26 protein-coding genes are annotated in these 26,173 nt (G+C 66.4%); 17 read left to right on the top strand and 9 right to left on the bottom strand.

Annotated features, from left to right (window positions below; genetic code table 11):
* Positions 1–117 precede the first annotated feature (117 nt).
* Entirely contained in the window at positions 118–567 is a 450-nt protein-coding gene (locus AGI3411_RS23130) for an Lrp/AsnC family transcriptional regulator (protein WP_008159001.1), read from the top strand.
* A 58-nt stretch (positions 568–625) separates the two neighbouring features.
* Here AGI3411_RS23130 and AGI3411_RS23135 read toward each other — a convergent pair whose 3' ends face one another.
* Both AGI3411_RS23135 and AGI3411_RS23140 read right to left on the bottom strand, forming a co-directional pair.
* Positions 626–1,591 carry a Bug family tripartite tricarboxylate transporter substrate binding protein gene (locus AGI3411_RS23135; RefSeq protein WP_129529675.1) on the bottom strand — a complete coding sequence of 322 codons (966 nt, stop codon included), beginning with the start codon at positions 1,589–1,591 and terminating at the stop codon, positions 626–628.
* 62 nt (positions 1,592–1,653) lie between these two features.
* On the bottom strand, positions 1,654–2,499 hold the full coding sequence (locus AGI3411_RS23140; RefSeq protein WP_129529676.1) for an alpha/beta hydrolase: 846 nt from the start codon (positions 2,497–2,499) through the stop codon (positions 1,654–1,656).
* An 86-nt stretch (positions 2,500–2,585) separates the two neighbouring features.
* On the opposite strand from AGI3411_RS23140, the gene AGI3411_RS23145 reads away from it, so the two are divergent.
* The 3 genes from AGI3411_RS23145 (at position 2,586) to AGI3411_RS23155 (ending at position 5,509) form a co-directional block, all read left to right on the top strand.
* Complete coding sequence (locus tag AGI3411_RS23145) at positions 2,586–3,485, top strand: LysR family transcriptional regulator (protein WP_129529677.1); 900 nt, start codon at positions 2,586–2,588, stop codon at positions 3,483–3,485.
* A gap of 189 nt (positions 3,486–3,674) precedes the next feature.
* Positions 3,675–4,181, top strand: a complete 507-nt coding sequence (locus tag AGI3411_RS23150) for a hypothetical protein (protein ID WP_129529678.1) — start codon at positions 3,675–3,677, stop codon at positions 4,179–4,181.
* Between the two features lie 128 nt (positions 4,182–4,309).
* A complete protein-coding gene (locus AGI3411_RS23155; protein ID WP_129529679.1) occupies positions 4,310–5,509 on the top strand; it encodes an MFS transporter in 1,200 nt (399 codons plus the stop codon).
* 275 nt (positions 5,510–5,784) lie between these two features.
* Here AGI3411_RS23155 and gltX read toward each other — a convergent pair whose 3' ends face one another.
* Positions 5,785–7,191 carry a glutamate--tRNA ligase gene (gltX, locus tag AGI3411_RS23160; RefSeq protein WP_129529680.1) on the bottom strand — a complete coding sequence of 469 codons (1,407 nt, stop codon included), beginning with the start codon at positions 7,189–7,191 and terminating at the stop codon, positions 5,785–5,787.
* A gap of 155 nt (positions 7,192–7,346) precedes the next feature.
* Between gltX and AGI3411_RS23165 the strand changes: the two genes are divergently transcribed.
* Positions 7,347–9,788 (top strand): bifunctional acetate--CoA ligase family protein/GNAT family N-acetyltransferase, encoded by a 2,442-nt coding sequence (locus AGI3411_RS23165; protein ID WP_129529681.1) that lies wholly within the window; start codon positions 7,347–7,349, stop codon positions 9,786–9,788.
* 22 nt (positions 9,789–9,810) lie between these two features.
* Here the strand turns inward: AGI3411_RS23165 and AGI3411_RS23170 are convergent, their stop codons facing one another.
* The 6 genes from AGI3411_RS23170 to yjgA form a co-directional block, all read right to left on the bottom strand.
* Positions 9,811–10,503, bottom strand: a complete 693-nt coding sequence (locus AGI3411_RS23170; RefSeq protein ID WP_129529682.1) for a cysteine hydrolase family protein — start codon at positions 10,501–10,503, stop codon at positions 9,811–9,813.
* Between the two features lie 9 nt (positions 10,504–10,512).
* Positions 10,513–11,349, bottom strand: coding sequence for an ABC transporter permease (locus AGI3411_RS23175; protein ID WP_129529683.1), 837 nt, complete (start codon positions 11,347–11,349; stop codon positions 10,513–10,515).
* A 3-nt stretch (positions 11,350–11,352) separates the two neighbouring features.
* On the bottom strand, positions 11,353–12,168 hold the full coding sequence (locus AGI3411_RS23180; RefSeq protein WP_129529698.1) for an ABC transporter ATP-binding protein: 816 nt from the start codon (positions 12,166–12,168) through the stop codon (positions 11,353–11,355).
* Positions 12,168–13,172, bottom strand: coding sequence for an ABC transporter substrate-binding protein (locus tag AGI3411_RS23185; RefSeq protein ID WP_165359248.1), 1,005 nt, complete (start codon positions 13,170–13,172; stop codon positions 12,168–12,170). The genes AGI3411_RS23180 and AGI3411_RS23185 overlap by 1 nt, the downstream gene beginning before the upstream one ends.
* A 303-nt stretch (positions 13,173–13,475) precedes the next feature.
* The gene (locus tag AGI3411_RS23190) at positions 13,476–14,153 is read right to left on the bottom strand and encodes an alpha/beta hydrolase (RefSeq protein ID WP_129529685.1); all 678 of its coding nucleotides are present in this window, start codon (positions 14,151–14,153) and stop codon (positions 13,476–13,478) included.
* A 19-nt stretch (positions 14,154–14,172) separates the two neighbouring features.
* Positions 14,173–14,724: a ribosome biogenesis factor YjgA gene (gene yjgA, locus AGI3411_RS23195; RefSeq protein ID WP_129529686.1), complete on the bottom strand. Its 552-nt coding sequence runs from the start codon at positions 14,722–14,724 to the stop codon at positions 14,173–14,175.
* A gap of 58 nt (positions 14,725–14,782) precedes the next feature.
* Between yjgA and pmbA the strand changes: the two genes are divergently transcribed.
* From pmbA to erpA, 12 genes are all read left to right on the top strand, one after another.
* Positions 14,783–16,147: a metalloprotease PmbA gene (gene pmbA / locus AGI3411_RS23200; RefSeq protein WP_129529687.1), complete on the top strand. Its 1,365-nt coding sequence runs from the start codon at positions 14,783–14,785 to the stop codon at positions 16,145–16,147.
* Between the two features lie 162 nt (positions 16,148–16,309).
* Positions 16,310–17,407, top strand: a complete 1,098-nt coding sequence (locus tag AGI3411_RS23205) for a TRAP transporter substrate-binding protein (protein ID WP_129529688.1) — start codon at positions 16,310–16,312, stop codon at positions 17,405–17,407.
* A 256-nt stretch (positions 17,408–17,663) separates the two neighbouring features.
* A complete protein-coding gene (locus tag AGI3411_RS23210) occupies positions 17,664–18,818 on the top strand; it encodes an ABC transporter substrate-binding protein (protein WP_129529689.1) in 1,155 nt (384 codons plus the stop codon).
* A 340-nt stretch (positions 18,819–19,158) separates the two neighbouring features.
* On the top strand, positions 19,159–20,040 hold the full coding sequence (locus AGI3411_RS23215; RefSeq protein WP_129529690.1) for a branched-chain amino acid ABC transporter permease: 882 nt from the start codon (positions 19,159–19,161) through the stop codon (positions 20,038–20,040).
* 2 nt (positions 20,041–20,042) lie between these two features.
* Positions 20,043–20,909, top strand: coding sequence for a branched-chain amino acid ABC transporter permease (locus tag AGI3411_RS23220; protein WP_129529691.1), 867 nt, complete (start codon positions 20,043–20,045; stop codon positions 20,907–20,909).
* The gene (locus tag AGI3411_RS23225; protein ID WP_129529692.1) at positions 20,902–21,690 is read left to right on the top strand and encodes an ABC transporter ATP-binding protein; all 789 of its coding nucleotides are present in this window, start codon (positions 20,902–20,904) and stop codon (positions 21,688–21,690) included. The genes AGI3411_RS23220 and AGI3411_RS23225 overlap by 8 nt, the downstream gene beginning before the upstream one ends.
* Positions 21,687–22,397 carry an ABC transporter ATP-binding protein gene (locus AGI3411_RS23230; protein ID WP_129529693.1) on the top strand — a complete coding sequence of 237 codons (711 nt, stop codon included), beginning with the start codon at positions 21,687–21,689 and terminating at the stop codon, positions 22,395–22,397. The genes AGI3411_RS23225 and AGI3411_RS23230 overlap by 4 nt, the downstream gene beginning before the upstream one ends.
* 283 nt (positions 22,398–22,680) lie before the next feature.
* A complete protein-coding gene (rplM, locus tag AGI3411_RS23235) occupies positions 22,681–23,109 on the top strand; it encodes a 50S ribosomal protein L13 (RefSeq protein WP_043544818.1) in 429 nt (142 codons plus the stop codon).
* 9 nt (positions 23,110–23,118) lie between these two features.
* Positions 23,119–23,511, top strand: a complete 393-nt coding sequence (rpsI, locus tag AGI3411_RS23240; protein ID WP_006226692.1) for a 30S ribosomal protein S9 — start codon at positions 23,119–23,121, stop codon at positions 23,509–23,511.
* A gap of 209 nt (positions 23,512–23,720) precedes the next feature.
* Positions 23,721–24,785 carry an N-acetyl-gamma-glutamyl-phosphate reductase gene (gene argC / locus AGI3411_RS23245; protein ID WP_129529694.1) on the top strand — a complete coding sequence of 355 codons (1,065 nt, stop codon included), beginning with the start codon at positions 23,721–23,723 and terminating at the stop codon, positions 24,783–24,785.
* 42 nt (positions 24,786–24,827) lie between these two features.
* Positions 24,828–25,574: a DUF6776 family protein gene (locus AGI3411_RS23250; protein ID WP_129529695.1), complete on the top strand. Its 747-nt coding sequence runs from the start codon at positions 24,828–24,830 to the stop codon at positions 25,572–25,574.
* An 86-nt stretch (positions 25,575–25,660) separates the two neighbouring features.
* Complete coding sequence (gene erpA / locus AGI3411_RS23255; protein WP_006388644.1) at positions 25,661–26,032, top strand: iron-sulfur cluster insertion protein ErpA; 372 nt, start codon at positions 25,661–25,663, stop codon at positions 26,030–26,032.
* Positions 26,033–26,173: the final 141 nt, after the last annotated feature.

A 26,173-nucleotide genomic window follows, 5' to 3' on the forward strand; every position in this document is an offset into this window, starting at 1 on the left:
CTGGTTTCGGCACCATGATAGGTTCGCGAAGGATCAGGTTTATTGCGTTTTTGGATCGTGCTATCCCTATAATAAGAAATAAACATTTCGTTTTCTAAAAAACCAGGAGACAAAACGATGGACAAGACCGATATCGGCATCCTCAAGGCCTTGCAGGAGGATGGCCGGGCCTCGGCGCAGCAGCTGTCGGAGAAGGTCGGCCTGTCGGCCGCGCCGGTGTGGCGGCGGGTGAAGGCGATGGAAGCCAGCGGGGTGATCCAGGGCTACAGCGCGCAGGTGGACCGCAGCAAGGTGGGGCTGGGCTGCATGTTCGCGCAGATCAGCCTGGAGCGGCATTCCGCGAATACGGTCGAGAACTTCGAGCGGTCGGTGCGCGACGCGCCCGAGATCCTGGAGTGCTATGCGGTCACGGGGGATTCGGACTTCCTCCTGAAGATCCTGGTCGAAAGCCCCGAGGCCTACGACCGCTTCCTGCACCGGTTCCTGTTCAACATGCCGGGCATTCGCCAGACGCGCACCATCGTGGCGCTGCGCGAGATCAAGCACGAGCAGCGCCTGCCCCTGTAGGCGCGGGCGCACCCGCGCGATCTGCTATCTATATATATAGATAGGGCGTGCGGAGGGGTTATTGGGGCTGGATGCCCGAGATGCGGATCCATTCCTTCCAGCGCGCGGCGTCTTCCTTTACGAAGGCGTCGAAGCGCGCCACGTTCATCGATTCCGGCGTCAGGCCGAGCGCGCGCAGTTTGTTCGCCGTGGCGTCGTCCTTGACCGCCGCCTGCAGGTGGGCGTTCATCTTTTCCACGACCTCCGGCGGCGTGCCCGCGGGGGCGGACAGGCCCAGCCAGCCGGCCACGACGAAGTCCGGATAGTAGGTCGCCATGGTCGGCACGTCGGGCCAGGCCGCCTGCGGCTGCGCGCCCGTGACCGCGATGGGGATCAGCCCTTTGCCGTCGATCTGGCCCATGGCCGTCAGATAGTCCACGAAGGCGAAGCTGATCTGCTTGCCGCGCAGGTCGGTGATGATCTGCGTGATGTTCTTGTACGCCGCGCCGGCGATCTCGATGCCCGCGCGCTGCTTGAACAGTTCGGACGGCACCTGCGAGGACGAGCTGTAGTAGCCGAAGAAGACCTCGCCCGGATGTTTCCTGGCGTAGTCCACCAGTTCGGGCACCGTGCGGTACGGGCTGCCGGGCGCCACGACACCGACCGTGCCGAAGGTGCCCAGCAGGCCGACCTGCCGGAAATCCTTCTGCGCATCGTAGGGCAGGCTCTTGTACAGGAACTGGTTGGCGGCGTGGGTGGAGTTCGTGGACAACAGAAAGGTGTAGCCGTCCGGCGCCGCATTCTTGGCGGCATTCGTGCCGACGATACCGCCCGCGCCGGGGCGGTCTTCGACGACGACGGTCTGGCCGGTCTTTTCTCCCAGGAACTGGGCGAACGTGCGCGCGGTCAGGTCGGCCGCGCCGCCCGGGGCCGAGGGCACGATGAGCGTGACGGGCTTCTCGGGCCAGCCGGCGGCCTGCGCCGAGGCGGCCAGCAGCAGGCCGGCGCCGATCAGCGCCGGGCGGAGTAGGCGGGAAATGGACATGCTTGTCTCCTGATTGCGTGTTGCGCGGTCTTGCGCTGTTGTTGTCGTCGTCCTGGAAAGGTTCAGCCGAATTGCGCGCGATGCCATTCCAGGATGGCGCCGGCGCTGGCTTGCCAGTTGTCCGCGTACATCATGCAGTGCGGCTGCCGGGCAAGCACGGCGTGGGAAAAACCAAAGCGGCGCGCGATTGCCCGGTCCTGTCCGGGCGGGTGGCGGTCATGCGTGTCCAGGCCGGCTTCCAGGCACAGGCCGGGCGCGCCGATGGGGGCGGCCCCGATCGCCACGCGTAGCAGATAGCGGTCGTTGAGCACCTGCGGACTTTCGGCGCGCAGGCGGCGGGACACCGCGCCGACGTCGCGGTCGGGCGTCGTCGCCAGGAAACGGGCGCGGATTTCGGTGGCGTCCGGCGCGGCACGCGGCACCGCGCCGGGAACTGGGGGCAGGGCCTGCGCGCCCGGCAGATCGCCGGGGGGCGAAGGCGCCAGCAGCACGATGCCGGCAACCGGCCTCTGGCGCGCGGCCAGCAGGACCGGCAGGGCGCCCATGCTGTGGCCGACCACTACGGCGGGGCGCTCCAGCGCGTCCAGCGCGTCGGCCACGTCCTGGCCCAGGTCGGTGATGGTCGCGGACGGGAAGGCCGCGTCCTGCAGCAGCGCGCCGTGGCCGCGCACGTCCAGGGCCGCGCAGGCCAGGCCGGCGGCGGCGAAATAAGCCAGGTAATGCGCGTAGCACCAGGCGCCGTGGTAGGCGCCCGGCACGAACAGCAGGCCCGGCCTACCGTCGCGCGGCGGCGCGCCGATCAGCAGGCGGCCGCGGCCGGCGGCGCGGGTGGGCAGTTGGTCGGCCAGGCTGAAGTCCAGCGGATCCGCGCTGGCGTCGGGGAGGACGGGAGAGAGGGCTGCATTCATCTTGCGGCCATCTTAAGGGCCGGCCTATGATCAGAAAACTTTATTTTTCCAATGATTCAATAAGCTTTCCAAATCAGTCTCGCCGCATGCCTTCCTTGCCCGACCTGTCGATCACGCACTACCGGCATTTCCTGCTGGTGGCCGAGTTGCGCAGCTTCCGTGCCGCCGCCGCCCGCGCGTTCCGCTCGCAACCGGCGCTGTCGCTGTCCATCCGCGAAATGGAGCAGCGGCTGGGCCAGTCGCTGTTCGAACGCGGCAACCGCAACACCCTGACGCGTTTCGGGCAGGACTGCCTGCCGCTGGCGCGCGAACTGGTCGAGCACCACGAGCGCGTGGCCGGTGCGCTCGCCGGGCTGGCCGCCAATGGGGCCGGCACCCTGACCATGGCCTCCGTCGCAACCGTGGCGACGCACTGGCTGCCCGAACTGGTGGCCGCGTACCGCGAGCGCTATCCCGCGGTGGCGCTGCGCCTGTTCGACGACAACTCCGAGGGCGTCGAGCGCATGGTGCTGGCAGGCGAGGTCGAGCTGGGTGTTTGCAGCCCGGTATCGCGGGACCGCCGGCTGTCGTTCGAGCCCTTGCTGCGCGACGCCTTCGGGCTGGTGTGCCACCGCGGCCATCCGCTGGCCGGGCGCAAGTCGGTGAGCTGGCGCGAGATCGCCGACCTGCCGCTGGTGGGCACCATCGCGCACCGCCAACTCGCAGGCTATCCGCAAGCGGCGTTCATGCTGGACCGGCAAGTGTTCGTGTCCAATATGATGTCGCTGCTGGCGATGCTGGAGCGCGGCGTGGGCGTGACCGTGCTGGCGCGGCTGGGCGTGCCGCCGGACTCGCCCGGGCTGGCGTTCGTGCCGCTGTCGCGGCCGCGTATCGAGCGCGAATTGGGCATCACCCGCCTGGCGGGCCGCAGCCTGTCTCCCGCCGCCGCGCGCATGGAGGAGATGCTGCGCGGGAAGGCGCTCCGAAGCGGCCGCAGTGTCGCTTGAAACCAACGCATTTTTGCGGTTTCCGGCGCTAAAACCGGCCCTTTGCGGGGTGGACTGTTGCGCAATTGCACTCCGCGCGGATCGCCGTTGATTCTTCCCGGACGGCTCTTTAGAGTGCGGATTGTTTGCTGCGCGAGGAAGGCGCCGATGTGATCGGCGCGGCGCGTCGACAGACGTGTTGAGGAAGTCATGAGCAGTGTGTATTTGCGTTCGGCCGGCATCGCCTGCGCCGTTCTGATCCTGGCCGGTTGCGCCACCAAGAAGCCCGCCACCATCACCGAGGCCCCGCCCTCGGCCCCCCCCAAGCCTGTGGCATGCGTGCCCGCCAAGAGCGGCGATCCCATGATCGGCACGTGGTTCTCGAGCTCGCGCCCGCGCGACGTCAGCGGCGAATTCCAGGCCCTGACGGTACTGTCGGCCGATGGCACGATGGCCTACGAAACCCAATTGAAGATCGGCCGCAAGACGCGCCCGGCCTTGCGCGAAACGGGCTGCTGGACCGTGGCGGAAGGCGTCTACACGATGCAGACTACCAAGTCCAACGGCGAGTCCGTCGACATGCAGGACCCGATCTATCTCAACCGCTACCGCGTCGAACGCGTCGAGCACGCCAAGCTGACGCTGCGCGAAATGAGGACGGGCGGCCAGGTCCTGACCGCCCGCCGCATGCCGGCGGGCTATCGCCTGCCGTACTGACGTCCGCCCGGGGGCGGCCCGTTGCGCGGGCCGGCGCGCCAGGCGGACATTCCGCTTGGCGGCTTCGCCAAGACGGCCGGGCTGCGGTAAGGTGCGGTCTTCGCCCATTGCCCCGCCGCCGGTAATCCATGCCCGCCCTGTCCTCCGAAGCGCGCGCCATCGCGCTGCTTGCCCTGGCCGCCTTCGTCAGCGCCAGCGCGTTCCGCATCTGTGACCCCATGTTGCCGCAGCTCGCGGCGGAATTCGGCACCACCACGGGCCAGGCCGCGCGTGCCGTGACTGCCTTCGCCGTGGCCTACGGCGTGCTGCAAATGTTCTTCGGCCCGCTGGGCGACCGCTACGGCAAGTACCGCGTCGTCAGCGTGGCAACCTTCGCCTGCGCGCTCGGCAGCGCGGGCGCCGTGATGGCCGGGTCGCTGGACGTGCTGGTGTTTTGCCGCGTCCTGTCGGGCGCGGCCGGCGCGGGCATCGTGCCGCTGTCGATGGCCTGGATCGGCGACAACGTGCCGTACGAGCGCCGCCAGGCGACCCTGGCGCGTTTCCTCACCGGCACCATCCTGGGCATGTCGGCGGGCCAGCTGGCAGGGGGCCTCTTCGCCGACACGGTGGGGTGGCGCTGGGCCTTCGCGGCGCTGGTCTGCGGCTACCTGATAGTCGGCGTGCTGCTGCTCATGGAAGTGCGCCGCCAGCGCGCCGCCGGCCTGGGCCGCGTCGATCCGGCCGCCGTCAGGCAGGGTTTCGTGGCGCAGGCGCGGCTGGTGCTGGGCGCGCCCTGGGCGCGCGTGGTGCTGGCGACCGTCTTCGTCGAAGGCCTGCTGGTGTTCGGCGCCCTGGCCTTCGCGCCGTCCTACCTGCACGAACGCTTCGGCATTTCACTGACCGCCGCCGGCGCGCTGGTGGCCGTCTACGCCGTGGGCGGGCTGATCTACACGGTGGTGGCGGGCCCCATCCTCAAGCGGCTGGGAGAGCGTGGCCTGGCCGTCGCTGGCGGCCTGGTGCTGGGCGTGGCGTTCCTGTCCTACCTGCTGGGCCCCGTCTGGATGTGGAGCATGCTGGCGAGCGTGCTGGCCGGTTTCGGCTACTACCTGTTGCACGCCACCCTGCAGACGAACGCCACGCAGATGGTGCCTTCGGCGCGCGGCACGGCGGTTGCGTGGTTCGCGTCCTGCCTGTTCATGGGCCAGGCGGCCGGGGTGGCCCTGGCGGGCGCGGTGGTCGACAAAGTGGGAGCGGCCGCGCTGTTCGGCGGCTCCGCGGCGATGCTGCCGCTGCTGGGCGCGTTCTTCGCCCGCGCATTGAGGTCGCGGGCCCGGGTGGGGGCTGCTTGACGCCTGGGGTGTCAGACACCCGGGCAGGCCTGTTTTGGCCTGTGGGAGCGTTTCGTATGGGTGTCAGACACCGACGTAGTTGAAGTCGCGGGCCTGGGTGGGGGCTGCTTGACGCCTGGGGTGTCAGACACCCGGGCAATTCTGCTTCGGCCTGTGGGGGCGTTTCGTATGGGTGTCGGACACAGCGCAGTTGCGTGCCAGTGTCTGACACCCGTACGAGACGCCCGCCAATGCCGACGAGCGCCTCACGGGTGTCTGACACCCATGAGCAACACTCAAATCCCCGCCAGGCGCTTCAGCACGGCCTGCTTGCCCAGCAGGGCCAGCACGGCGTCGACCGCGGGAGTCTGGGTCTGGCCGGTGACGGCCACGCGCAGCGGGATGGCCAGCTGCGGCATCTTCATGCCGCGGTCCGCCAGCACGGCCTTGATCAGCGCCGACAGGGCCTCGCGGGTCCAGTCGGTATCCTGGGCGCGCTGGGCGAAGTCGGCCAGCGCCTCGCGCGCGGCGGCGGTCAGGTGCTGCTCGGCCAGTTCGGCGGGCGCGCCCTTGAATTCGGCACAGAACAGCATTGCGCCGTCGGCCAGTTGCTCTAGCGTTTCGGCGCGGTCCTTCAGCAGGCCCATGACGCCCGGCAGGTCGATCTTTTCCGGATGGCCGCCGCGGGTCGCCACGCGCGGCGCCACGCGTTCGGCCAGTTCGGCGTTGTCCATCTGCTTGATGTAGTGGGCGTTGACCCAGTTCAGCTTCTTCGGATCCCACTGCGATGCCGACTTCGACAGGTGCTTGGTGTCGAACCACGACACGAGCTGCTCGCGGCTGAAGAGTTCGTCGTCGCCGTGGCTCCAGCCCAGGCGCGCCAGATAATTGACCATCGCCTCGGGCAGGTAGCCCTCGTTGTCGTACTCCATCACGTTGACGGCGCCGTGGCGCTTGGACAGCTTTTCGCCGTCCGGGCCCAGGATCATGGGCACGTGGCCGTATTCGGGCAGCGTGGCGCCGAGCGCGCGCAGGATGTTGATCTGGCGGGGGGTGTTGTTGACGTGGTCGTCGCCGCGCAGGACGTGGGTAATGCCCATGTCCCAGTCGTCGACCACGACGCAGAAGTTGTACGTGGGCGTGCCGTCGGGGCGCGCGATGATCAGGTCGTCCAGTTCGGTGTTGTCGAAGCTGATCGTGCCCTTGACCATGTCGTTCCAGGAGGTTGCGCCTTCCTGGGGGTTCTTGAAGCGCACCACGGGCTTGCGGCCCTCGGGGATGGCGGGCAGCGTCTTGCCGGGTTCGGGGCGCCAGGTGCCGTCGTAGCGCGGCTTGTCGCCGCGGGCGCGCGCCGCTTCGCGCATGGCCTCCACTTCTTCGGGCGAGCTGTAGCAGTGGTAGGCGGTGCCGGCCGCGAGCATCTGGGCGACCACTTCGCGGTAGCGGTCCATGCGCTGCATCTGGTAGAAGGGGCCTTCATCGGGCTGCATGCCCAGCCAGTCCATGCTGTCCAGGATGGCCTGCACCGCCTCCGGCGTGGAGCGCTCGACGTCCGTGTCTTCGATGCGCAGGACGAAGGTGCCCTTGTGGTGGCGCGCGAAGGCCCAGGAGAACAGCGCCGTGCGGGCGCCGCCCAGGTGCAGGAAACCCGTGGGCGAAGGTGCGAAACGGGTACGAATGGGGGAAGAGGCGTTGGAGGTCATAGATGGCAATGATAGCGGCTGCGGCGCCACAAAACGGCGTCAGGCTGGGCCCGGGTCGAGCGGACGGCGGGCTTGTCTTGTTACGATGAACCATATTTTAGATTAGGCTGTGCGAGGCTCCTTTCTGCGTCGGCAGGCCCCGGCCCGCGATCCCTATGCTGCGACACGCTCTTGCCCCGATGTTCGAACCCAGTTCGCTGGTGATCGTTGCCGACCGGCCTCTGCCGGCGGCGGGCTCGCTGTCGCCCGCGCTCAAGGCAAAAACCACGGTGGTCGCCTGCGAGGCGGGCGCCGCGCCGAACCTGCCGGACAGTCTGCAGGGCCTGGCGGCGGGGGAGCGGCCTGATCTGGCCCTGGTTTGCGTGTCGCCGGCGGTCCTGCCCGAAACGCTGCGCCGCCTGTCGCCCCTGGCGCCCCGCTCGGTGATCCTGCTGCCCCACGAGCTTCCCGATCCCTATCCGCGCGGCACGCAGGCGCTGTGCCGGGCCTGGGCCGAGGAAAACCGCTGCGAACTGCTGGGCCCGCGGTCCTTCGGCGCCCAGCGTCCCCACGCCGGCCTGAATTTCAGCCAGCACCCGGTGCTGGCGCGCGCCGGCCGGGTGGCGCTGCTGGCGCAGTCGCGCTCCATCATGGCCGCGGTCATGGACTGGGCCGAGGACGTGCATATCGGCTTTTCCACCGCCGTGTCGCTGGGCGACGAGGCGGTGGTGGGCTTGCCCAAAGTGCTGGACTACCTGGCCAGCGACCCGCGCACGGACAGCATCGTGCTCTACCTCGAAGACGTGGGTCCGGCCCGCGAATTCATGAGCACGCTGCGCGCGGCCGCCTCCATCAAGCCGGTGATCGTGCTCAAGGCCGGCCGGGCCGATACCGACAGCGGCGACGCCATCTTCGACGCCGCCCTGCGCCGAGCCGGCGCGGTGCGGGTGCGCTACTTCGTGCAGCTGTTCTCGGCGGTGAAGGTGCTGGGCTACACGCGCCGTCCCAAGGGCCGGCGCGTGGCGCTTATCTCCAACGGCAGCGGGCCGCCCCAGCTTGCCATGGACCTGATCGGCCCGGACGCCGCCGTGCTGCGCGCGGAACTTGCGCCCGCCACCCAGCGCGCGCTGGCGGCCATGCTGGAGCCGGACGCGGCCAGCGCCAACCCGGTCATCACTTTCACGCCGCTGACGCCGGAGCGCATACGCGCCATCCTGGACGCTGTGCTCGACGATACCGGCGTGGACGGTGTGCTGGTGCTGCTGGCGCCCGATGCGCTGGCGGACATGCCGGCCGTGGCGCGCGAGCTGGCGCAGATCGCGCCCAAGGCGAAGAAGCCGGTGGTGACCTGTTTCATGGGCGACGCGGGCATGCGGCCGCTGCGGCGCATGCTGGACGACGCGGGCACGTCGGCGTTCCGCACGCCCGAATCGGCCGCCGACGCTTTCGGCGTGCTGGCGACCCATCACTACAACCAGCAACTGCTGCTGCAGACGCAGCCGCCGGAGCCCGCCGGCCACGTGCCGGACCTGTCGGCCGCGCGCGAGGTGCTGGCGCGGGTGCGCGCCGATTGCCGGCGCGAGCTCACCAGTTCCGAAATCCGGGCCCTGCTGGCGCTGTTCTACGTGCCGCTGCGCGATCTGCCCATGGACGTCGCGGCCGCCGAGCCGGAATCGCGCCCCATGGCGATCCGCGTCAGGCGCGATCCGCAGTTCGGCCCTGTCATCCGCTTCGGCACGGGCGGGCCGGACGCCGTGCTGTCCCTGTCCGACCGCGGCGTGGACCTGCCTCCCCTGAACGGCTTCCTGGCGCGCCAACTGATCGAGCGCAGCCGGCTCTGGCGCCGGGTGCTGGCTCCGCGCATCGGCCACATGGCGGCCGAAGCGCTGCAGCAGGCGCTGGTGCTGGTGTCGGAGCTGGTCTCGGAACTGCCCGACATCGAAACCCTGGACATCGATCCGCTCTACGCCGGCGAAACGCACTTGCGCGCCGGCGGCCTGCGCATGACGCTGACCGAAAAGCCGGGCTGCGAATCGCCCCAGGCCGCGGGCTATCCGCACATGGCGATCCATCCGTATCCGGCGCGGCTGGTGCAGGTGCGCCGCTTCGCGGACGGCATTCCCTGGGTGCTGCGGCCCATCCGTCCCGAAGACGCCGAGCCGCTGCAGGAGTTCATCCGCGGCCTGTCGGAGCAGTCGCGCTACATGCGCTTCGTGTCCATGATGCGCGAGCTGACGCCGCGCATGGTGTCGCGCTACACGCAGGTCGACTACCACCGCGAACTCGCCCTCGTGGCCGCCACGCAGGTGCCGAACCCGGCCAACCGCGGCCATCCGCGCGAGGTGCTGGTGGGGTTCGCGCATTACCTGCGCAATCCGGACGGACGCGGCGCGGAGTACGCGCTGGTGATCGGGGACGACTGGCAGCGGCGCGGCCTGGGCCGCCAGCTGATGACGGCCCTGATCGACGCGGCGCGCGAACAGGGTCTGGAATATATCGACGGCCTGGTCCTTTCGACCAACCGGCCCATGCTGGCGCTGATGACCAGCCTGGGCTTCACCAACGACGCGGATCCCGAGGATCCGACGATGCGGCGGGTCTGGCTGAGCCTGACCTGACGCCTCGCCGGCCCTGGCCCGTTCAGGCGGCCTTTTCGGCCGGCCGGGCGGGTCTGAGCCGCGCCGTCGCTTCGTCCACGGACAGCACGTCGCCGAAGAACAATATCCAGCCGTGCAGGGCATGTTCGTGTTCGGCCGGCGTGACCGCCGCCAGCGCGTCGTCGACCATGATGCTGCGGAAGTCGCGCATCATCGCGTCGCGCGCGGTGGATTCGCAGCAGACGTTGGTGACGGTGCCGGCGATCAGCAGCGTGTCCACGCCGCGCCCGCGCAGCAGCGGCTCCAGCTCCGACGACCCCGGCGCCATGGCGCTGTAGAAGCGCTTTACCACCCGCAGGTCCGACTCGTGCGCGTGCAGGTCCGGATGCAGCGCGAAGCCGGGCGAGTCGCGGCGCAGCGTCTCCAGGCGTGTCGCGCTGCGCTCCGGCGTCAGCATGACGCGGTGGTGGTGCGACCAGAACGCGTCGGCGTTGTCGGAAGCGGTCTGCACCCAGACGATGGTGCCGCCGGCGGCCCGGACAGCGCCGCACAGGCGGTTGATCGGGGCGATGATCTCGCGCGCGGGCGCGCATTCGCCCTGGTAGCCCGGCAGCGTGAAGTACTGCTGCATGTCCACCACCACCACGGCAAGGCGCGCGGCGGGCAGTTCGTCATAGGGATGCAGGCAGCCCTGGCGGGCCACGACCCGATCCTTCACCCATTGGGGAAACTCCATGGCGGTTCCTTATCCGTAGCGCCGCGCGACGGCGGCTTCGATGCGATACACGGCCAGGTACATCACGCTGGAGATCACGGCCAGCGCGGCGATGGCGGTCATGACGATGTTCAGCTTGAACACCTGGCTGCCGTTCATGATGAGAAAGCCCAGGCCCGAATCCGCAGACTGGAATTCACCCACGATGACGCCCACCAGCGCCAGGCCGATGTTCATCTTCACGGCGGCGATGAGCGTGGGCACGCTGCCCGGCAGCACGACCTTGGTCAGCACCTGCCAGCGGCTGGCACCGAAGGTATGGGCCAGCTTCACCTTGTTCAGGTCGATGCCGCGGAAGCCCGCGTAGACCACCATGATGGTCACGAAGACCGCGATGGCCACGGCCATGCCGTACACCGCGTAGTCCGAACCCAGCCACAGATAGAAGATCGGCACGAACGCGATCTTGGGCATGGCGTTGGCCACCACCAGGAAGGGGTCGATCACCTTGTACAGAAAGTCTGACCACCACAAGGCGGCGGCCACCACGATGCCGATCAGCATGCTGAGGGTGAAGCCCACCAGTGTCGCGGAGAGCGTGGTCATGATGTGCTTGCCCAGGCTGCCGTGGTTCCACAGTTCGATGAACGTGGGCCACAGCGCGCTGGGGTAGCTGGTCAATAGCGGGTTGAGGATGTGCATGCGCGGTAGGATCTCCCAGGCGCACAGGAAGACCGCCAGCAACAGGACCTGCGCCACCCGGACGTGCCGGCGGCGCGCGCGGTCGCGGCGCAGGTAGTCCAGGTACTTTTCGCTGGGCGCGCGCACGGCGCGCAGGGGAACGGTGTTGGCGACGGGCGTGTTCATGGGTCAACCCTCCACGTGGACGTCCAGCTCGTCCCAGAGCTGTTTGAAGTAGGCGTTGAATTCCGGCCGCGAGCGCGCCTGGAACGGCGTCGGCCGGGCCTGGCCGTCGCCATAGTGGATGCGGTACTGGCTCTTCAGCCTGCCGGGCCGGCGCGACAGTACGATCACGCGGTCCGTCATGGCGATGGCCTCGCCGATGTCGTGCGTAACCAGCACCACCGTCTTGCCCTCGCGGCGCAGGATGTCCACGACTTCGTCGGAGATTGCCAGCCGCGTCTGGGAATCCAGCGCGGAGAAAGGCTCGTCCAGGAGAATCACGTCCGGCTCCGTGACCAGGGTGCGGGCCAGCGCCGCGCGCTGGCGCATGCCTCCGGACAGCTGGCGCGGCGTGTGCGACAGGAAGGCGCCCAGCCCGCATTTCTCCAGCAGGTGCACGGCGCGCGCTTCGCTGCGCGCATCGCGCCGGCCCTGGATCTCCGCGCCCAGCATCACGTTGTCCAGGATGCTGCGCCACTCGAACAGGTAGTCCTGCTGGAGCATGTAGCCGATGCGCGGATTGGGCTTGGTCACGGCCTGGCCGTCGATCGTCACCGAGCCCGAGGTCGGCGGAATCAGCCCGGCGATCAGGGACAACAGGGTGCTCTTGCCGCAGCCGCTTTGCCCGATCAGGCTGACGAACTCGCCCGCGGCCAGCGTGAACGATACGTTCGATAGCGCCTCGGTTTCGCCTTCCTGCGTGAAGTACGACAGACAGACATCGCGCAGCTCGATTTTCGCCGTGGCCGCGTCCGGCTTCAGGTTGTGGACGACGGCGCCCATCATTGCGCCTTCCTGGCGAAGTCGGTCACCACGACGTCCTCGTACTTCACGCGCGCGCCGTCTTTCATGACCGCGCTGGCGACCAGCATGTCCTGCAGCTGCTGCATCGCTTCCGCCGTCACCAGCGGCGAACGCTTCCAGATCTGGTATTGCTTGTAGCGCTCGATAGCCTCGGTGACGGCGGCCTGGTCCATGCCCGGGAAGTAGGTCATGATCTGCGGCGTCAGGGTGGCCGCGGGTGTGTCCTGGACGTATTTTTCGGCGCGCGCCACCACGTTGGTCCAGGCCTGGATGACCTTGGGATTGTCGCGGATGTACTTATCGGTGGCCGTGAAAACGGTGTAGTCCACCTGGCCCACTTCGTGGCCGACCGAGGCCACGATATAACCCTTGCCGTTGCGCACCAGTTCGCCGGCTTCGGGCTCCAGGAAGATGCCGTATTCCCCTTGGCCCGCCATCCAGGCGCCGGCGCGCGCCGGAATGCCGATGTTGTTCAGCAGCTTCACGTCTTTTTGGGGATCCACGCCGTGCTTGCGCAGCGCCGTTTCCAGGAACACGAGGGGGTTGGAGCCGGGCCGGAAGCCGATGATTTCCTTGCCCTTGAGCATGGACCAGTCGAACTTCTCCACCGGCTTGCGCGCCAGCAGGAAGAAGCCGTCGGTCGCGGTCAGCCCGGCGAAGATCTTGGGCTTGACCGGGGATTCGCTGTTCTGCACGTAGATCGAGGCTTCGGGGCCGATCAGCACGATGTCGGCGCTGCCGGAGAGCAGGGCAGTCATGCCTTTGTCGGTGCCCTGGGACGTCTTCATGGACACGTCCAGGCCCGCATCCTTGAAGTAGCCCTGGGACAGGGCCACGTACTTGGGCACGTAGAGGATGGAGCGCACCACCTCTTCGTAGCGGACCTTTACGGGGGGATTCAAGGCTTCGGCCTGGACGGCCAAGGGAGCGAACAGCGCAAGTAGCGCCGCGCCCGCCAGTCGGGGCGATGGCAAGGATTTCACGGGACTTTCTCCTGCGTCTTGATGCCACGCCGATGCCCGGCGCAACACACGGCCAGTGGGATGGGTCGACTACAACAACAGGGAAGCCCGAACACCTTCTGCCCGGGCCGGTAAGGCTTGGATCGAATACTATATTCAATACAAACAGGCGACAAGCCTTTTTAAGGTTGACGTTTTTCTCTATGGACGAGCGCAAGTTCAGCCTTGAGAATTCAAGGCTGGAATACTAGTTGGTATACAAAATGGTCTTTTTCCCCTGAGGGGTGGGGCCACGCGGCGCGCGCGGCCCGCAACCGGCCGGGATCAGGCCAGAACGCTGCGCAGGAACGTCGAGATGTCGGCCACTTCCTCGGCGCAGACCGAGTGCGGCATCGGGTACGTGTGCCAGTTCACGTCGTAGCCCAGCCGCTGCAGTTCGGCCAGCGAGGCCTGGGCACGCGCCAGCGGCACCACGGGGTCGTACTGGCCGTGGGCCAGGAAAATCGGCGTGTCCTGGTTGGCGCCATCGCGTTCGGCCTCGGCCGTATCGATCAGGGGCAGGTAGCCGGACAGGCCCATCATGCCCGCGAGCTTCTCGGGCAGGCGGATGCCCGTGTGCAGGGTCATGGCGCAGCCCTGCGAGAACCCCGCCAGCACGATCTTCGAGGTCGGGATGCCCCGGGCGTTCTCGCGTGCGATCAGCTTGCGGATCGCGGCTTCCGAGGCGCGGATGCCGGTGCCGTCCTCGACGCGCACCAGGTCCATGACCAGGATGTCGTACCAGGAACGCATCGCCATGCCGTTGTTGATCGTTACGCGCTGCACCGGCGCGTTGGGGAACACGAAGCGCACCGAGGCGCCGGCGGGCAGGTCCAGTTCCGGCACGATGGGCGCGAAATCGTTGCCGTCGGCGCCCAGGCCGTGCAGCCAGATCACGGCATGCGTGGGATTGGAGGCGGTTTCGATCTCGATGCAATCGAGGAGGTCGGTCGAAGCGTTCATGGACGGCGGGCAGTGAAAATCAGGGGGTAAGGGTCTTCAAGGCCTGGAACAGCGCACGGTAGTGCTTCTTCTGGGGTTCCTGGCCCTGCAGCAGCGAGGCGTTGGCCAGCCGCTCCTTGCGGGCGGCGCGGATCAGGGCGCGCAGCTGCTGGACATCCGCCTGGGGATTATTGGTAAGGAGCCGGGTCAGGGCGTCGTCGTCGTCCAGCAGGCGGTCGCGGAGCATCTCCAGCCTGTGCATGGCGGCGGTTTCCTCGCGCGAACCGTTTTCCCAGACGTCCAGCTGCGCGCGGATCTCGTCGGCCGGCGCGTCGCGCATCAGCTTGCCCACGAAGTGAATCTGGCGGCGGCGGCCTTCGCGCCCGGTGGTGCGCTGCGCCACGCGGATCGCCTCATAGAGGCGTTCTGCCAGGGGCAGTTGCTTGAGGCGTTCGGGCGACAGTTCAATCAGCTGCTTGCCCAGGTCCAGCAAGGCATGCATTTCGCGCTTGACCTGGGACTTGCTGGGACGGTCGTAGCCGTTCTCGTCGTAGCCGTCGTCGACGGATTCTTCTTCAATATGGGAATTCATGGAAAACTGCGCAATGACAGACTTGGCTATGATAACCGTCTCTGCAAATTGGACAGCAATGGTTAAATCCTCCTCATCCTTGCCCCTGGCGGCGAATCACGCGCGTTTTTCCGAACTCGTCGAACAAACCCTCGCGTATGCGCGTCAGATCGGCGCCTCCGACGCCGCGGCGGAGGTCTCGGAAAGCCTGGGCCTGTCGGTCTCCGTACGCAAGAACGACATCGAAACCGTTGAGCAGACGCGCGACCGTTCGCTGGACCTGACGGTCTACGCCGGCCAGAGCCGCGGCTCCGCCTCGACCTCCGACTTTTCCGAAGCGGCGCTGCGCCAGACGGTGGAAGCCGCCTGGCACATTGCCCGCCACACCGCCGCCGACCCGGCCGCCGGCCTGCCCGACGCCGACCAGCTGGCAACCGAATTCCCCGACCTGGACCTGCACCACGCCTGGAGCGTGTCCACCGAAGAGGCCGCCGAGCTGGCGCTGCGCGCCGAGCGCGCCGCCCGCGAGGTCGACCCCCGCATCACCAACACCGACGGCGCCACGGTGGGCACCTACGAAGGCCAGTTCGTGATGGGCAACACGCGCGGCTTCCTGGGCGGTTACCCGTATTCCCGCCACAGCCTGTCGGTGGCGCCCATCGCCGGCCGCGGCAATGGCATGCAGCGCGACTACTGGTACACCTCCGAGCGCGACCCGGCCAAGCTGGCTTCGCCCGAGGCCATCGGCCGCTATGCCGCCGAGCGGACGCTGTCGCGCCTGTCGGCCCGCCGCATCCGCACCGGCAAGTTCCCGGTCCTGTTCGAAGCCCCGCTGGCGCTGGGGCTGGTCGGCGCCCTGACGCAGGCCGCCAATGGCGGCGCCCTGTACCGCAAGGCCAGCTTCCTGCTGGACGCGCTGGGCAAGCCGATTTTCCCCGATCACATCAACCTGACCGAAGATCCACACATCCCCGGCGCGATGGGCAGTTCGCCCTTCGACGACGAAGGCGTGCGCACCCGCCGCCGCAACGTGGTGTCGGCCGGCGTGCTGGAAGGCTACTTCCTGTCGTCCTACACCGCCCGCAAGCTGGGCATGGCAACCACGGGCAACGCCGGCGGTTCGCACAACCTGGTGTTCAGCTCCACGCGGACCCGGCGCGGCGACAACTTCGAAGCCATGCTCAAGAAGCTGGGCACGGGCTTCCTCGTGACCGAGCTCATCGGCCAGGGCGTCAACTACGTAACGGGCGACTACTCGCGCGGCGCGTTCGGCTACTGGGTGGAAAACGGCAAGATCCAGCACGCGGTGCAGGAAATCACCATCGCGGGCAATCTGGCCGACATGTTCAAGCAGATCGTGGCGATCGGCGCGGACACCATTTCGCGCGGCACCAAGACCACCGGCTCGATCCTGATCGAAGAAATGGCCATCGCCGGGATCTGATCCCGGCCGGCGGCGGCAAGCAGGCCGCCGCCGCGCATCCTTTGCTGTCCGGTCTTTGCAATCCCTTACCGGATCAGGGCTTCCTCTCCGGCCCTGTCTCGGCGTGTAATATCCGGCGGGTATCGCTTGATGTCCCTGGTGTCGCTGTAAAGGAGCAAAGAGATGCAACGACGTTCATTCTTGAAGCGCGCCGGCCTGGGCGCCGTCGCAACCGGAACCGCCGTCAGCGCGCCCGCGTTTGCCCAGGACATGCCGTCCGTGAGTTGGCGCCTGTCGTCCGGATTTCCCAGCACGCTGGACCTGCGCATCGGCACCGGCGAAAGCTTCTGCAAGTTCGTCTCCGAAGCCACGGGCGGAAAATTCAATATCCGCCACTTCCCCGACGGCGAGATCGTGCCCGCCGCGGACCTGATGGAAGCGGTGTCCACCAAGAAGGTGGAATGTGGCCATGCCTCCTCCCGCGCCTATTACGCCAAGAATCCCATCTTCTGCTTCGATGCCGCCGTGCCCTTCGGGCTGAACGCGCGCCAGATGAATGCCTGGATGAGCGAAGGGGGCGGCCTGCGCATGACGCGCGAGCTCTTCAAGCCCGAGAAAATCATCAACTTCCCGCTGGGCAATACCGGCGCCCAGATGGGCGGCTGGTACAGCAAGGAAATCAAGCGCCCGGGCGATCTCAAGGATCTGAAAATGCGCGTGGGCGGCCTGGCGGGCGACGTGCTGGCGCGCATGGGCGTGGTTCCGCAGCAGGCGGACCTGACCAAACTGGCCGAGGCCTTCGAGAAGGAGGGCCTGCAGGCGGTGGCGGGGGCGGGCGCCTACGATGACGACAAGCTCGGCCTGAATAAAGTAGCTAAGTATTACTACGCACCCGGCTGGTGGGCAGGCGGCGAACAGCTGTCGCTCTACGTCAACGACGAGGCCTGGAACGCCCTGCCCAAGAACTACCAAGCGCTGCTTGAGGCCGCCGCCCAGGCCGCGCACGCCGCCGCAACCGCCCGCTACGATGCCCGCAACCCGACAGCGCTGGCCCAACTGGCAGCCAATGGCGCGCAAATCCGCGCATTCCCGCGCTCAATCATGGACGCGGCATTCGAGGCCACGCAGCAGCTGTACACGGACTTGGGCGCCAAAGACCCCAAGTTCAAGGCGATGCACGATAGTTACATGGGATTTCGCGACAGCGAGATGCCGTGGTTCCGCCTGACCGAAAGTGCTTACGGCCAGTACCTGGGCGTGGCGCTATCGGGCAGAATATAGGGCGCCTGCCGGTGCTGAATGGCATTCGGCAAGCGTTAGGGTTTTTGCTAGTAACCCCGCATTTTTTACAAAAAAATGGGCGGTTTTCAGGCTTTTGTTGAACGGCATTCGAGTATCGGCCTGATACAAAGGAGTAATATCCCGGGTCTTGACGCGCAAACATGACGCCTTTAGGCGGCATTCGACGTCAATCCGGCAGGATTACATCAGCCCGGATTACCAATATTCCGAGACAGACTTTAAGGTGGTACCAACCATGCAATCCAAGACCAAGAAGCTGCTGGCCGCGCTGATCGCCGCCGGTGTCGTCCCGGCCGCCCACGCTGCCGACATCAAGCTGGGCGTGGCGGAAGCCCTGTCCGGCGGCGCCGCCCAGTACGGCGTGTCGATCCGCAATGGTTTCCAGCTGGCCGCTGATGAAATCAACGCCGCGGGCGGGATCAACGGCAACAAGATCGTCCTCGTGATCGAAGACGAGCAAGGCAAGAAAGAAGAAGCGATCAACGTTTTCAAGAAGCTGATCTTCAAGGACAACGTCCTGATGGTCTTCGGCCCCACGCTGTCGAACTCGGCCCAGGCCGCCGACCCGATCGCCCAGGCCGCCAAGACGGTCGCCTTCGGTACCTCCAACACCGCCGACGGCATCACCTCCATCGGCAACTACGTGTTCCGCAACTCGGTCACCGAAGCCGACGTGCTGCCGGCCACCATCTCCACCGTCAAGGCCAAGACCGGCCTGAAGAACGTGGCGGTGCTCTACGGTAACGACGACGTCTTCACCAAGAGCGGCTACGACAACTTCAAGAAGGCCCTGGAAGACCAGAAGATCCCGGTCACCACGACCGAAACGTTCGCCAAGGGCGACGTGGACTTCAAGGCCCAGCTGACCAAGATCAAGGGCACCAACCCCGACGCCATCGTGCTGTCCGCACTGCTGGCCGAAGGCGCCCCGATCATGGTCCAGGCCCGCCAACTGGGCCTGAACGTGCCGGTCATCGGCGGCAACGGCATGAACTCCGTCAAGATTTTCGACCTGGCCCCGGGTGGCGCGTCGAACAATCTGTGGATCGGCAGCCCGTGGTCCATCGAAAACAAGGCCCCCGAGAACGTCAAGTTCATCGGCGCCTACAAGGCCAAGTTCAACGGCGCGCCCGACCAGTTCGCCGCGCAATCGTACGATGCCATGTACATCGCCGCCCAGGCCCTGAAGAACGTCAAGCTCTCCGGCGAACTGGCCAAGGACCGCGCAGCCCTGCGCGACGCGCTGCCTTCCGTAACCTGGACCGGCGCCACCGGCGCGTTCAAGTTCCGCCAGGCCACCGACCGTGCCGGCAAGCCCGCCGGCTACGACGCCGACCAGGCGCCGATCGTCAGCGTGACCAAGGACGGCAAGTACGTCATCGAAAAGTAAGCAGGCACGCATCCCCGCGCGGGGGGATGCGCCTTGCGGGCGGGATTCATTCCGTCCGCAAGGCGTTTTTGCCGTAGAGCCGCCCCAAGGCAAAAAAGCCCCCACGGGGCAGCAAGCGGGCGAAGCCTGCGCAGCGTGGGGGCATTTTGTGATTGCAGGGCCTTCCCAAGACGAAAAAAAGCCCCCACGCGGGGCGGAAAGTCCACGCCAGGGGAGCGGCGTGGAGGCCCTGGCCCTGGTTGTCACCAGTAGGTCCCAGGATGCAAGTTTGCCCCGCTGAAGGGGCAGTCGGCCCACGCAGAGGACGCCGCGTGGAGCCTTTTTTTTGGAACGTCCCATCATGTTGGAACAACAATTCGTCAACGCCTTGTCGCTGGGCTGTGTGTATGCACTGTTCGCGCTGGGCTTCACGCTGGTCTTCGGCGTGCTCGGGGTGATCAACCTGGCGCATGGCGCCGTATTCATGGTCGGCGCCTATGCCGCCCTGACCGTGGTGCAGCAGTTCGGCCTGCCCTTGTGGGCCGCGCTGATGGTTGCTTTCTTCGTTGCCGGCTTCACGGGGGTCATCATCGACTATCTCGTGCTCAAGCCGCTGCGCAAGCGCAATGCGCCCCACCTGATCCCCATGATCGCCACCATTGGCGTGGGCATCATCCTGAACAACGGCGCCCAGGGCATCTTCGGCGCCAGCAACCTGCGCTTCCCGCACGGCACCGTGCCCGAAGAGGTGATCGAGATCGCCGGCCTGCACCTGACCGTCATCGAGCTGGGCATCATCTTCCTGTCCTTCGCGCTGATGGCCGTGCTGATGTACGTCATGCGCCGCACCCAGTTCGGCCGCGCGTTGCGCGCCATCGCCGAATCGCCCAAGGCCGCCTGGCTGCTGGGCATCAACGTCGAAAGGCTGTTCGTCACGACCTCGTTCGCCGCCGCCGCGCTGGGCGGGGTGGCCGGGGTGCTGATCGGGCTGTACTCGAACGCGCTCTTCCCGCTGATGGGCCAGCCGATGCTGCACAAGGGCATCGCGGTCATCATCCTGGGCGGCATGGGCGACATTCGCGGCGCCATGCTGGGCGGTCTCTTCCTGGGCTTCGCCGAGGTGCTGTCGGTGGCTTACATCGGCTCCACCATGCGCGACGCGGTGGCATTCGGCCTGCTGTTCCTGATCCTGCTGGTGCGCCCGCAAGGTCTGTTCGGCAAAGTGGTTCAACGCAAGGCTTGAGTATGAGCGGATTCGAAAATTTCTGGGCCATTTATGGCAACCTGGTGCTCACACTGGGCACCAACGCATTGTTGGCCCTCTCCATCTGGCTGACGCTGGCCTGCGGCATGCTGGCCATGGCCAACGCGGCCTTCATGGGTATCGGGGCGTATGCCGCCGCGCTGCTCACCATGAACTACGACGCGCCGTTCACGGTCGCGCTGGCCGGCGGCATGGCCGCGCCCGCACTGGTGGCCGCCTTGATCGGCCTGCCAACCTTGCGGCTCTCGGGGGTCTACCTCGCCATGGCCACCCTGGGCTTCGGCGAAGTGGTGCGCGTAACGGTGCTGAATACCGAGTCGATCACCGGCGGCGCGCTGGGGCTCAACGGCATTCCGCAGCTGACGCAGTGGTGGCACGTGGTCCTGGCGGTGGTTATCGTCCTGCTCGTGCTGTGGCGCGTTCGCGCCTCCAAGGTCGGCCGCGCCTTCGACGCCATCCGTGGCGACGAAACCGCGGCGGGCCTGATGGGCATCGACGTGCGCGCCAACAAGATGCTGGCCTTCGTGGCCGGCGCCATGATCGCCGGCCTGGCGGGCGCGCTCAACGCCCACCTGACCTTCTTCATCGGCCCCAACGAATACGGCTTCGACCGTGGCGTGGAAATCCTGACCATGGCCATCCTGGGCGGCATCGGCGGCCTGACCGGCCCCGTGCTGGGCAGCTTCATCATCACGGTGCTGCCCGAACTGCTGCGCGGATTCGCGGATTTCCGCCTTGTCCTCAACGGAGTGATCCTGGTGGTGATTGTGTTGTTCCTGCCGCAAGGCATCTGGGATCCGGCGCGCTTCAAGCGCTGGATGCGTCAAGGAGGCAAGCGCCATGCTTGAGCTTTCCTCCGTCTCCAAGAGCTTCGGCGGCCTGCACGTGCTGCATGACGTCAGCCTGTCCGTTCCCGAGGGCGCCATCTTCGGCCTGATCGGCCCCAACGGCGCCGGCAAGACCACGGTGTTCAACCTGATCACCGGCCTGCTGCCGCCGAGCGGCGGCTCGATCACCTTCAAGGGCGAGAGCGTGCTGCGCAAAAAGCCGCACAGCATCACCCGCATGGGGATCGCGCGCACGTTCCAGAACATCCGCCTCTTCAAGGAAATGACGCTGCTGGAAAACGTGGTCGTGGGCGCCTATCGCCACATGAACTACGGTTTCCCCAGCCTGCTCCTGGGGCTGCCCGGATTCCGCGAGCACGAGAAGCGCGCCCGCGAGCGCGCCCACGAGCTGCTGACCTGGATGCGCCTGGACCACAAGGCCAATGATCTGGCGGACAACCTGTCCTACGGCGAACAGCGCCGCCTGGAATTGGCGCGCGCGCTGGCCACCGAGCCCAAGCTGCTGCTGCTGGACGAGCCCGTGGCCGGTATGAACACCGGCGAACGCGCCGAACTCATGCGCGAAATCCTGGCCATTCGCGACCGCGGCTACACCATCCTCATGATCGAGCACGACATGCGCTTCGTCATGGGCCTGTGCGAGCGCATCGCGGTGCTGAACTTCGGCAAGATCATCGCTTGCGGCGGCCCCGAAGAGATCCGCAACAACGAACAGGTCATCGAGGCCTACCTGGGCCGCGAAGACGACGACGACATCGAACAAGCGGGGGGCGCGAAATGAGCGCAATGCTGGAAGTCCGCGGGCTCGAGGTCAATTACGGCCATATCGAGGCTGTCCGCGGCATCGACCTGGACCTGAACGCCAAGGAAATCACCGCGCTCGTCGGCGCCAATGGCGCCGGCAAATCGACCACGCTGCTCGCGTTGTCGGGCTTGTTGCCCAAGGCGCGCGGCCGCATCACGTTCGAGGGCGAAGACATCACCAACCTGGCGCCGCACCAGCTGGTGGCGCGCGGGATCGTGCAGGTGCCGGAAGGCCGGGCCATCCTTACCACCATGACGGTGCTGGAAAACCTGGAACTGGGCGCCTACCGCCGCGGGCTGAAGAACGTCGGCAACGACCTGGAATACGTGTTCAACCTGTTTCCGCGCCTGAAAGAGCGGATTACGGGCATCGCCGGCAACCTGTCCGGCGGCGAACAGCAGATGCTGGCCATCGGCCGGGCCTTGATGGCCAAGCCGCGCCTGTTGCTGCTGGATGAGCCGTCGATGGGCCTGGCCCCGATCGTCGTGCAGGAGATCTTCCGGTCGCTGCGCGCGATCAACGCCGACGGCCTGACCCTGTTCCTGGTGGAGCAGAACGTGCGCCAGGCGCTCAAGATCGCCCAGCAAGGCTACGTGCTGGAAAACGGCGCCATGGCGCTGACCGGCACGGGCCGCGAACTCTTGGGCCACCCCCGCGTGCTGGAAGCCTACCTGGGCGCCTGAGGCAGGGCCGGGGGAGATGCGTCCCCCGTTCCAGACACCGGCCGGCGCGTCCAGGACGCCGCCTGCCGGTTGCCTGCGATCAACCGGGTTGCCCATTTTTTGAGCAGCTGTGTTAGAATTGCAGGCTTTCCCTCATTTTGGCCATTGCACGGGCGGGTAATAACGCTTAGGCGAGGCGCCGAGATCGGCCGGCATCCCGGGTTTTTTTCGGAGATTCGGCACGGTTTGGGGGGAGAAACCTGGCTGGATGGTCTAGCCAGAGAATTTTTTACTAGGAACCATCATGAAGACCTTTGTGGCCAAGCCGCATGAAGTCCAACGTGACTGGTTTGTGATCGACGCCAAGGGCAAAGTCCTCGGTCGTGTGGCCAGCGAAGTCGCACGTCGTCTGCGTGGCAAGCACAAACCTGAATTCACGCCGCACGTTGATACCGGTGACTACATCGTCATCATCAACGCTGCCGATATCGTCGTTACGGGTAGCAAGGCGAAGGACAAGAAGTACTTCCGCCACACGACGTACCCGGGCGGTATCCGTGAAACGAACTTCGAGAAGCTCCAAGAGCGTTTCCCCGGCCGCGCCATCCAGAAGGCTGTTAAGGGCATGCTGCCCAAGGGTCCTCTGGGCTACGCCATGATCAAGAAACTGAAGGTGTACGCCGGTGCCGAGCACCCGCACACCGCCCAGCAGCCCAAGACGCTGGATATCTAAGGAAACGCCATGATCGGTAACTGGAATTACGGAACCGGCCGTCGCAAAACCTCGGTGGCTCGCGTTTTCATCAAGAAGGGCACGGGTAAGATCGTCGTCAACGGCAAGCCCGTCGACGAATTCTTCGCCCGCGAAACCGGCCGCATGATCGTGCGCCAGCCGCTGGAACTGACCGGCCACCTGGAATCGTTCGACATCAAGGTCAACGTGCACGGCGGTGGTGAAACCGGCCAGGCCGGCGCAGTCCGTCACGGCATCACGCGTGCCCTGATCGACTACGACGCGACCCTGAAGCCCGCGCTGTCGCAAGCTGGCTTCGTGACCCGCGATGCCCGTGAAGTCGAACGTAAGAAGGTCGGCTTCCGCAAGGCACGTCGTCGCAAGCAGTTCAGCAAGCGTTAATACGCTGCCAAAAAGCCCGCTTCGGCGGGCTTTTTTTCGTACCTTTGTTTCAGCGACGGGCGTCGCCCGGCCGCTATGCTTCCCGCGCGGAACTCCGCGCATTCCGCCCGGTCGGAAAGAAGGGCTGCGGCGCCATTTCGGGCACTTAGCCGCAACAGCCGCTTTACCGAGCGATACAATCGATCCTCGTTCTACGAAGAGCACACATCATGGCCCAAGCATCGAACACCCGCATCAAGGTCGGCATCGTCGGCGGCACCGGCTACACCGGCGTTGAACTGCTGCGCTTGCTGTCGCAGCATCCCAATGTGGAACTGACCGCCATCACGTCCCGCAAGGAAGACGGATTGCCTGTCGCCGACATGTATCCGAACCTGCGCGGCCGCGTGAAGCTCGCCTTTTCCGCGCCGGAAAAGGCCACGCTGACGGACTGCGACGTGGTGTTCTTCGCAACGCCCCATGGGGTGGCCATGGCCCAGGCCCAGGAACTGATCGCCGCGGGCACCCGCGTCATCGACCTGGCTGCGGACTTCCGTCTGCAGGACATCCCCACCTTTGAACGCTGGTACAAGATTCCCCATACCTGCCCGGACATCCTGGCCGAATCCCAGTATGGCCTGGTGGAACTGAACCGCGAAGCCATCTCCAAGGCTCGTGTGATCGGCAATCCCGGCTGCTATCCCACCACGGTGCTGCTGGGCCTGGCCCCGCTGCTCGAAGGCGGCAAGAAGCTGGTGGACGCGCAAACCCTGATCGCCGACTGCAAGTCGGGCGTGTCGGGCGCCGGCCGCAAGGCGGAAGTGGGCTCGCTGTTCTCGGAAGCCTCCGACAACTTCAAGGCCTACGGCGTGGCGGGCCACCGCCACCATCCCGAAATCGTCGCCCAGCTGGAGAAGATCGCCGGCGGCAAGGTCGGGCTGACCTTCGTGCCCCACCTGGTGCCGATGATCCGCGGCATGTTCTCCACGATCTATGCGCGCATCCTGCCCGAAGCCCGCGACACCGATTTCCAGGCGTTGTTCGAGCAGCGCTACGCGGACGAGCCGTTCGTGGACGTGATGCCCGCCGGCAGCCTGCCCGAAACGCGTTCGGTGCGTGCGTCGAACAACCTGCGCATCGCGCTCAGCCGTCCCGGCAATGGCGATCAGCTGATCGTGATGGTGGTCCAGGACAATCTGGTCAAGGGCGCCGCCGGCCAGGCCGTCCAGAACATGAACCTGATGTTCGGCATTCCTGAATCCACCGGCCTGGATCAGGTCGCCATCCTGCCCTGATGTCCCTGGGCTTGCGGCCCCGGCCGCGAGCCATTGTTCTTTATGTCAGCTGACCCTACCGCAGTCTCTCAGGCCCGCTCCGTCGGCGGGTTGACGCGCGTGTTCGCGGGCCTGCTGGCCGGCGTGCTGCTGGGCGGTTCTGCGGGTTATTTCTATGCCCGCCAGCTTTACCGGCCGCAGGACGCCATCGTCATCAGCGCCCGGCAGGCCCGGGCCCAGGAAGAGGCGGCGGCCCAGCAGGCCACGCAACTGCGCTATACGCAGGGGCAGCTCGACACTGCCGACGGCGAACTCGTCATCGAGCGCTCCGCCCGCCAGGAACTGGAAACCCAGTTGCGCGCAGCCCAGGCCGAGGTCGGCAGGGTGCGCGACCAGCTGGCATTCTATGAACAGCTCTTGCCGCCCGGGCCTGAAGGGTCGGTGGACATCCGCAGCGTGCAGATCGACCGCAGCGGAGGCGGCCTGCGCTACAAGGTCCTGCTGATGCGCAGCGGCCGCAATGGCGGCGCATCGTTCGCCGGCGCCCTGCGGTTCCAGGCCACGGGTACCTTGCGGGGCGAAACGGTGACCGTGGATCTGTCCCCCATGCAGGTCAAGGCCGAGTCCGGCCCGGTGACGGTCACCGGCGAGAACACGGCCGCGGCATCCCTGGCCCTGCAGTTCGATCAGTACCAGCGCAGCCAGGGCATCCTGGCCGTGCCGGAGGGATTTGTCCCCGAAAGCGTGACCGTCAGCGTGCTCGAGGGCGAAACCGTCCGCGCGACCCGCAGTGTCAAGTTGGAGCTTTGAGTCTGCGCAAGCCCTGCGCTATAGTGACACCATACGAGCGGCGAGGCCGCTCATCGAAATATGGCCGAACCGGCCAGGAGTGAACCATGAATGCAGTGACCGAAACCGTCGACCTGCAGGCCGCCCCGCCTGCTCCCCTGGTCTTTACCGACTCGGCTGCGGCCAAGGTGAAGGATCTGTTGGCCGAAGAAGGCAATCCCGAGCTCAAGCTGCGCGTCTTCGTGCAGGGCGGCGGCTGTTCGGGCTTCCAGTACGGCTTCACCTTTGATGAAGTCGTGAACGAAGACGATACCGTGCTGGACAAGGCCGGCGTGCAACTGCTCGTCGATCCGATGAGCTTCCAGTACCTGGTCGGCGCGGAAATCGACTACAAGGAAGACCTGGAAGGCGCGCAGTTCGTCATCCGCAATCCCAACGCCAGCACCACCTGCGGCTGCGGCTCCTCGTTCTCGGTGTAAGCCACCGTCCGGGCAGTTTCGGAAAAGCCCTTCGGCATGCGCCGAAGGGCTTTTTTCATGGTCGTGACCCGTCCTGAATTTGGTTGACACCTTTTTGAGAGAAAAAAGGAGAGTCAATTGGAATCAAGGATCAAGCGAACC

It is taken from the genome of Achromobacter agilis (genome assembly GCF_900496965.1).
GTDB lineage: Bacteria > Pseudomonadota > Gammaproteobacteria > Burkholderiales > Burkholderiaceae_B > Achromobacter > Achromobacter agilis.

Coding starts and splice junctions, on each gene's coding strand:
- AGI3411_RS23130 (WP_008159001.1), top strand. CDS start 118: ATGGACAAGACCGATATCGGCATCCTCAAGGCCTTGCAGGAGGATGGC.
- AGI3411_RS23135 (WP_129529675.1), bottom strand. CDS start 1,591: ATGTCCATTTCCCGCCTACTCCGCCCGGCGCTGATCGGCGCCGGCCTG.
- AGI3411_RS23140 (WP_129529676.1), bottom strand. CDS start 2,499: ATGAATGCAGCCCTCTCTCCCGTCCTCCCCGACGCCAGCGCGGATCCG.
- AGI3411_RS23145 (WP_129529677.1), top strand. CDS start 2,586: ATGCCTTCCTTGCCCGACCTGTCGATCACGCACTACCGGCATTTCCTG.
- AGI3411_RS23150 (WP_129529678.1), top strand. CDS start 3,675: ATGAGCAGTGTGTATTTGCGTTCGGCCGGCATCGCCTGCGCCGTTCTG.
- AGI3411_RS23155 (WP_129529679.1), top strand. CDS start 4,310: ATGCCCGCCCTGTCCTCCGAAGCGCGCGCCATCGCGCTGCTTGCCCTG.
- gltX (WP_129529680.1), bottom strand. CDS start 7,191: ATGACCTCCAACGCCTCTTCCCCCATTCGTACCCGTTTCGCACCTTCG.
- AGI3411_RS23165 (WP_129529681.1), top strand. CDS start 7,347: ATGCTGCGACACGCTCTTGCCCCGATGTTCGAACCCAGTTCGCTGGTG.
- AGI3411_RS23170 (WP_129529682.1), bottom strand. CDS start 10,503: ATGGAGTTTCCCCAATGGGTGAAGGATCGGGTCGTGGCCCGCCAGGGC.
- AGI3411_RS23175 (WP_129529683.1), bottom strand. CDS start 11,349: ATGAACACGCCCGTCGCCAACACCGTTCCCCTGCGCGCCGTGCGCGCG.
- AGI3411_RS23180 (WP_129529698.1), bottom strand. CDS start 12,168: ATGGGCGCCGTCGTCCACAACCTGAAGCCGGACGCGGCCACGGCGAAA.
- AGI3411_RS23190 (WP_129529685.1), bottom strand. CDS start 14,153: ATGAACGCTTCGACCGACCTCCTCGATTGCATCGAGATCGAAACCGCC.
- yjgA (WP_129529686.1), bottom strand. CDS start 14,724: ATGAATTCCCATATTGAAGAAGAATCCGTCGACGACGGCTACGACGAG.
- pmbA (WP_129529687.1), top strand. CDS start 14,783: ATGGTTAAATCCTCCTCATCCTTGCCCCTGGCGGCGAATCACGCGCGT.
- AGI3411_RS23205 (WP_129529688.1), top strand. CDS start 16,310: ATGCAACGACGTTCATTCTTGAAGCGCGCCGGCCTGGGCGCCGTCGCA.
- AGI3411_RS23210 (WP_129529689.1), top strand. CDS start 17,664: ATGCAATCCAAGACCAAGAAGCTGCTGGCCGCGCTGATCGCCGCCGGT.
- AGI3411_RS23215 (WP_129529690.1), top strand. CDS start 19,159: ATGTTGGAACAACAATTCGTCAACGCCTTGTCGCTGGGCTGTGTGTAT.
- AGI3411_RS23220 (WP_129529691.1), top strand. CDS start 20,043: ATGAGCGGATTCGAAAATTTCTGGGCCATTTATGGCAACCTGGTGCTC.
- AGI3411_RS23225 (WP_129529692.1), top strand. CDS start 20,902: ATGCTTGAGCTTTCCTCCGTCTCCAAGAGCTTCGGCGGCCTGCACGTG.
- AGI3411_RS23230 (WP_129529693.1), top strand. CDS start 21,687: ATGAGCGCAATGCTGGAAGTCCGCGGGCTCGAGGTCAATTACGGCCAT.
- rplM (WP_043544818.1), top strand. CDS start 22,681: ATGAAGACCTTTGTGGCCAAGCCGCATGAAGTCCAACGTGACTGGTTT.
- rpsI (WP_006226692.1), top strand. CDS start 23,119: ATGATCGGTAACTGGAATTACGGAACCGGCCGTCGCAAAACCTCGGTG.
- argC (WP_129529694.1), top strand. CDS start 23,721: ATGGCCCAAGCATCGAACACCCGCATCAAGGTCGGCATCGTCGGCGGC.
- AGI3411_RS23250 (WP_129529695.1), top strand. CDS start 24,828: ATGTCAGCTGACCCTACCGCAGTCTCTCAGGCCCGCTCCGTCGGCGGG.
- erpA (WP_006388644.1), top strand. CDS start 25,661: ATGAATGCAGTGACCGAAACCGTCGACCTGCAGGCCGCCCCGCCTGCT.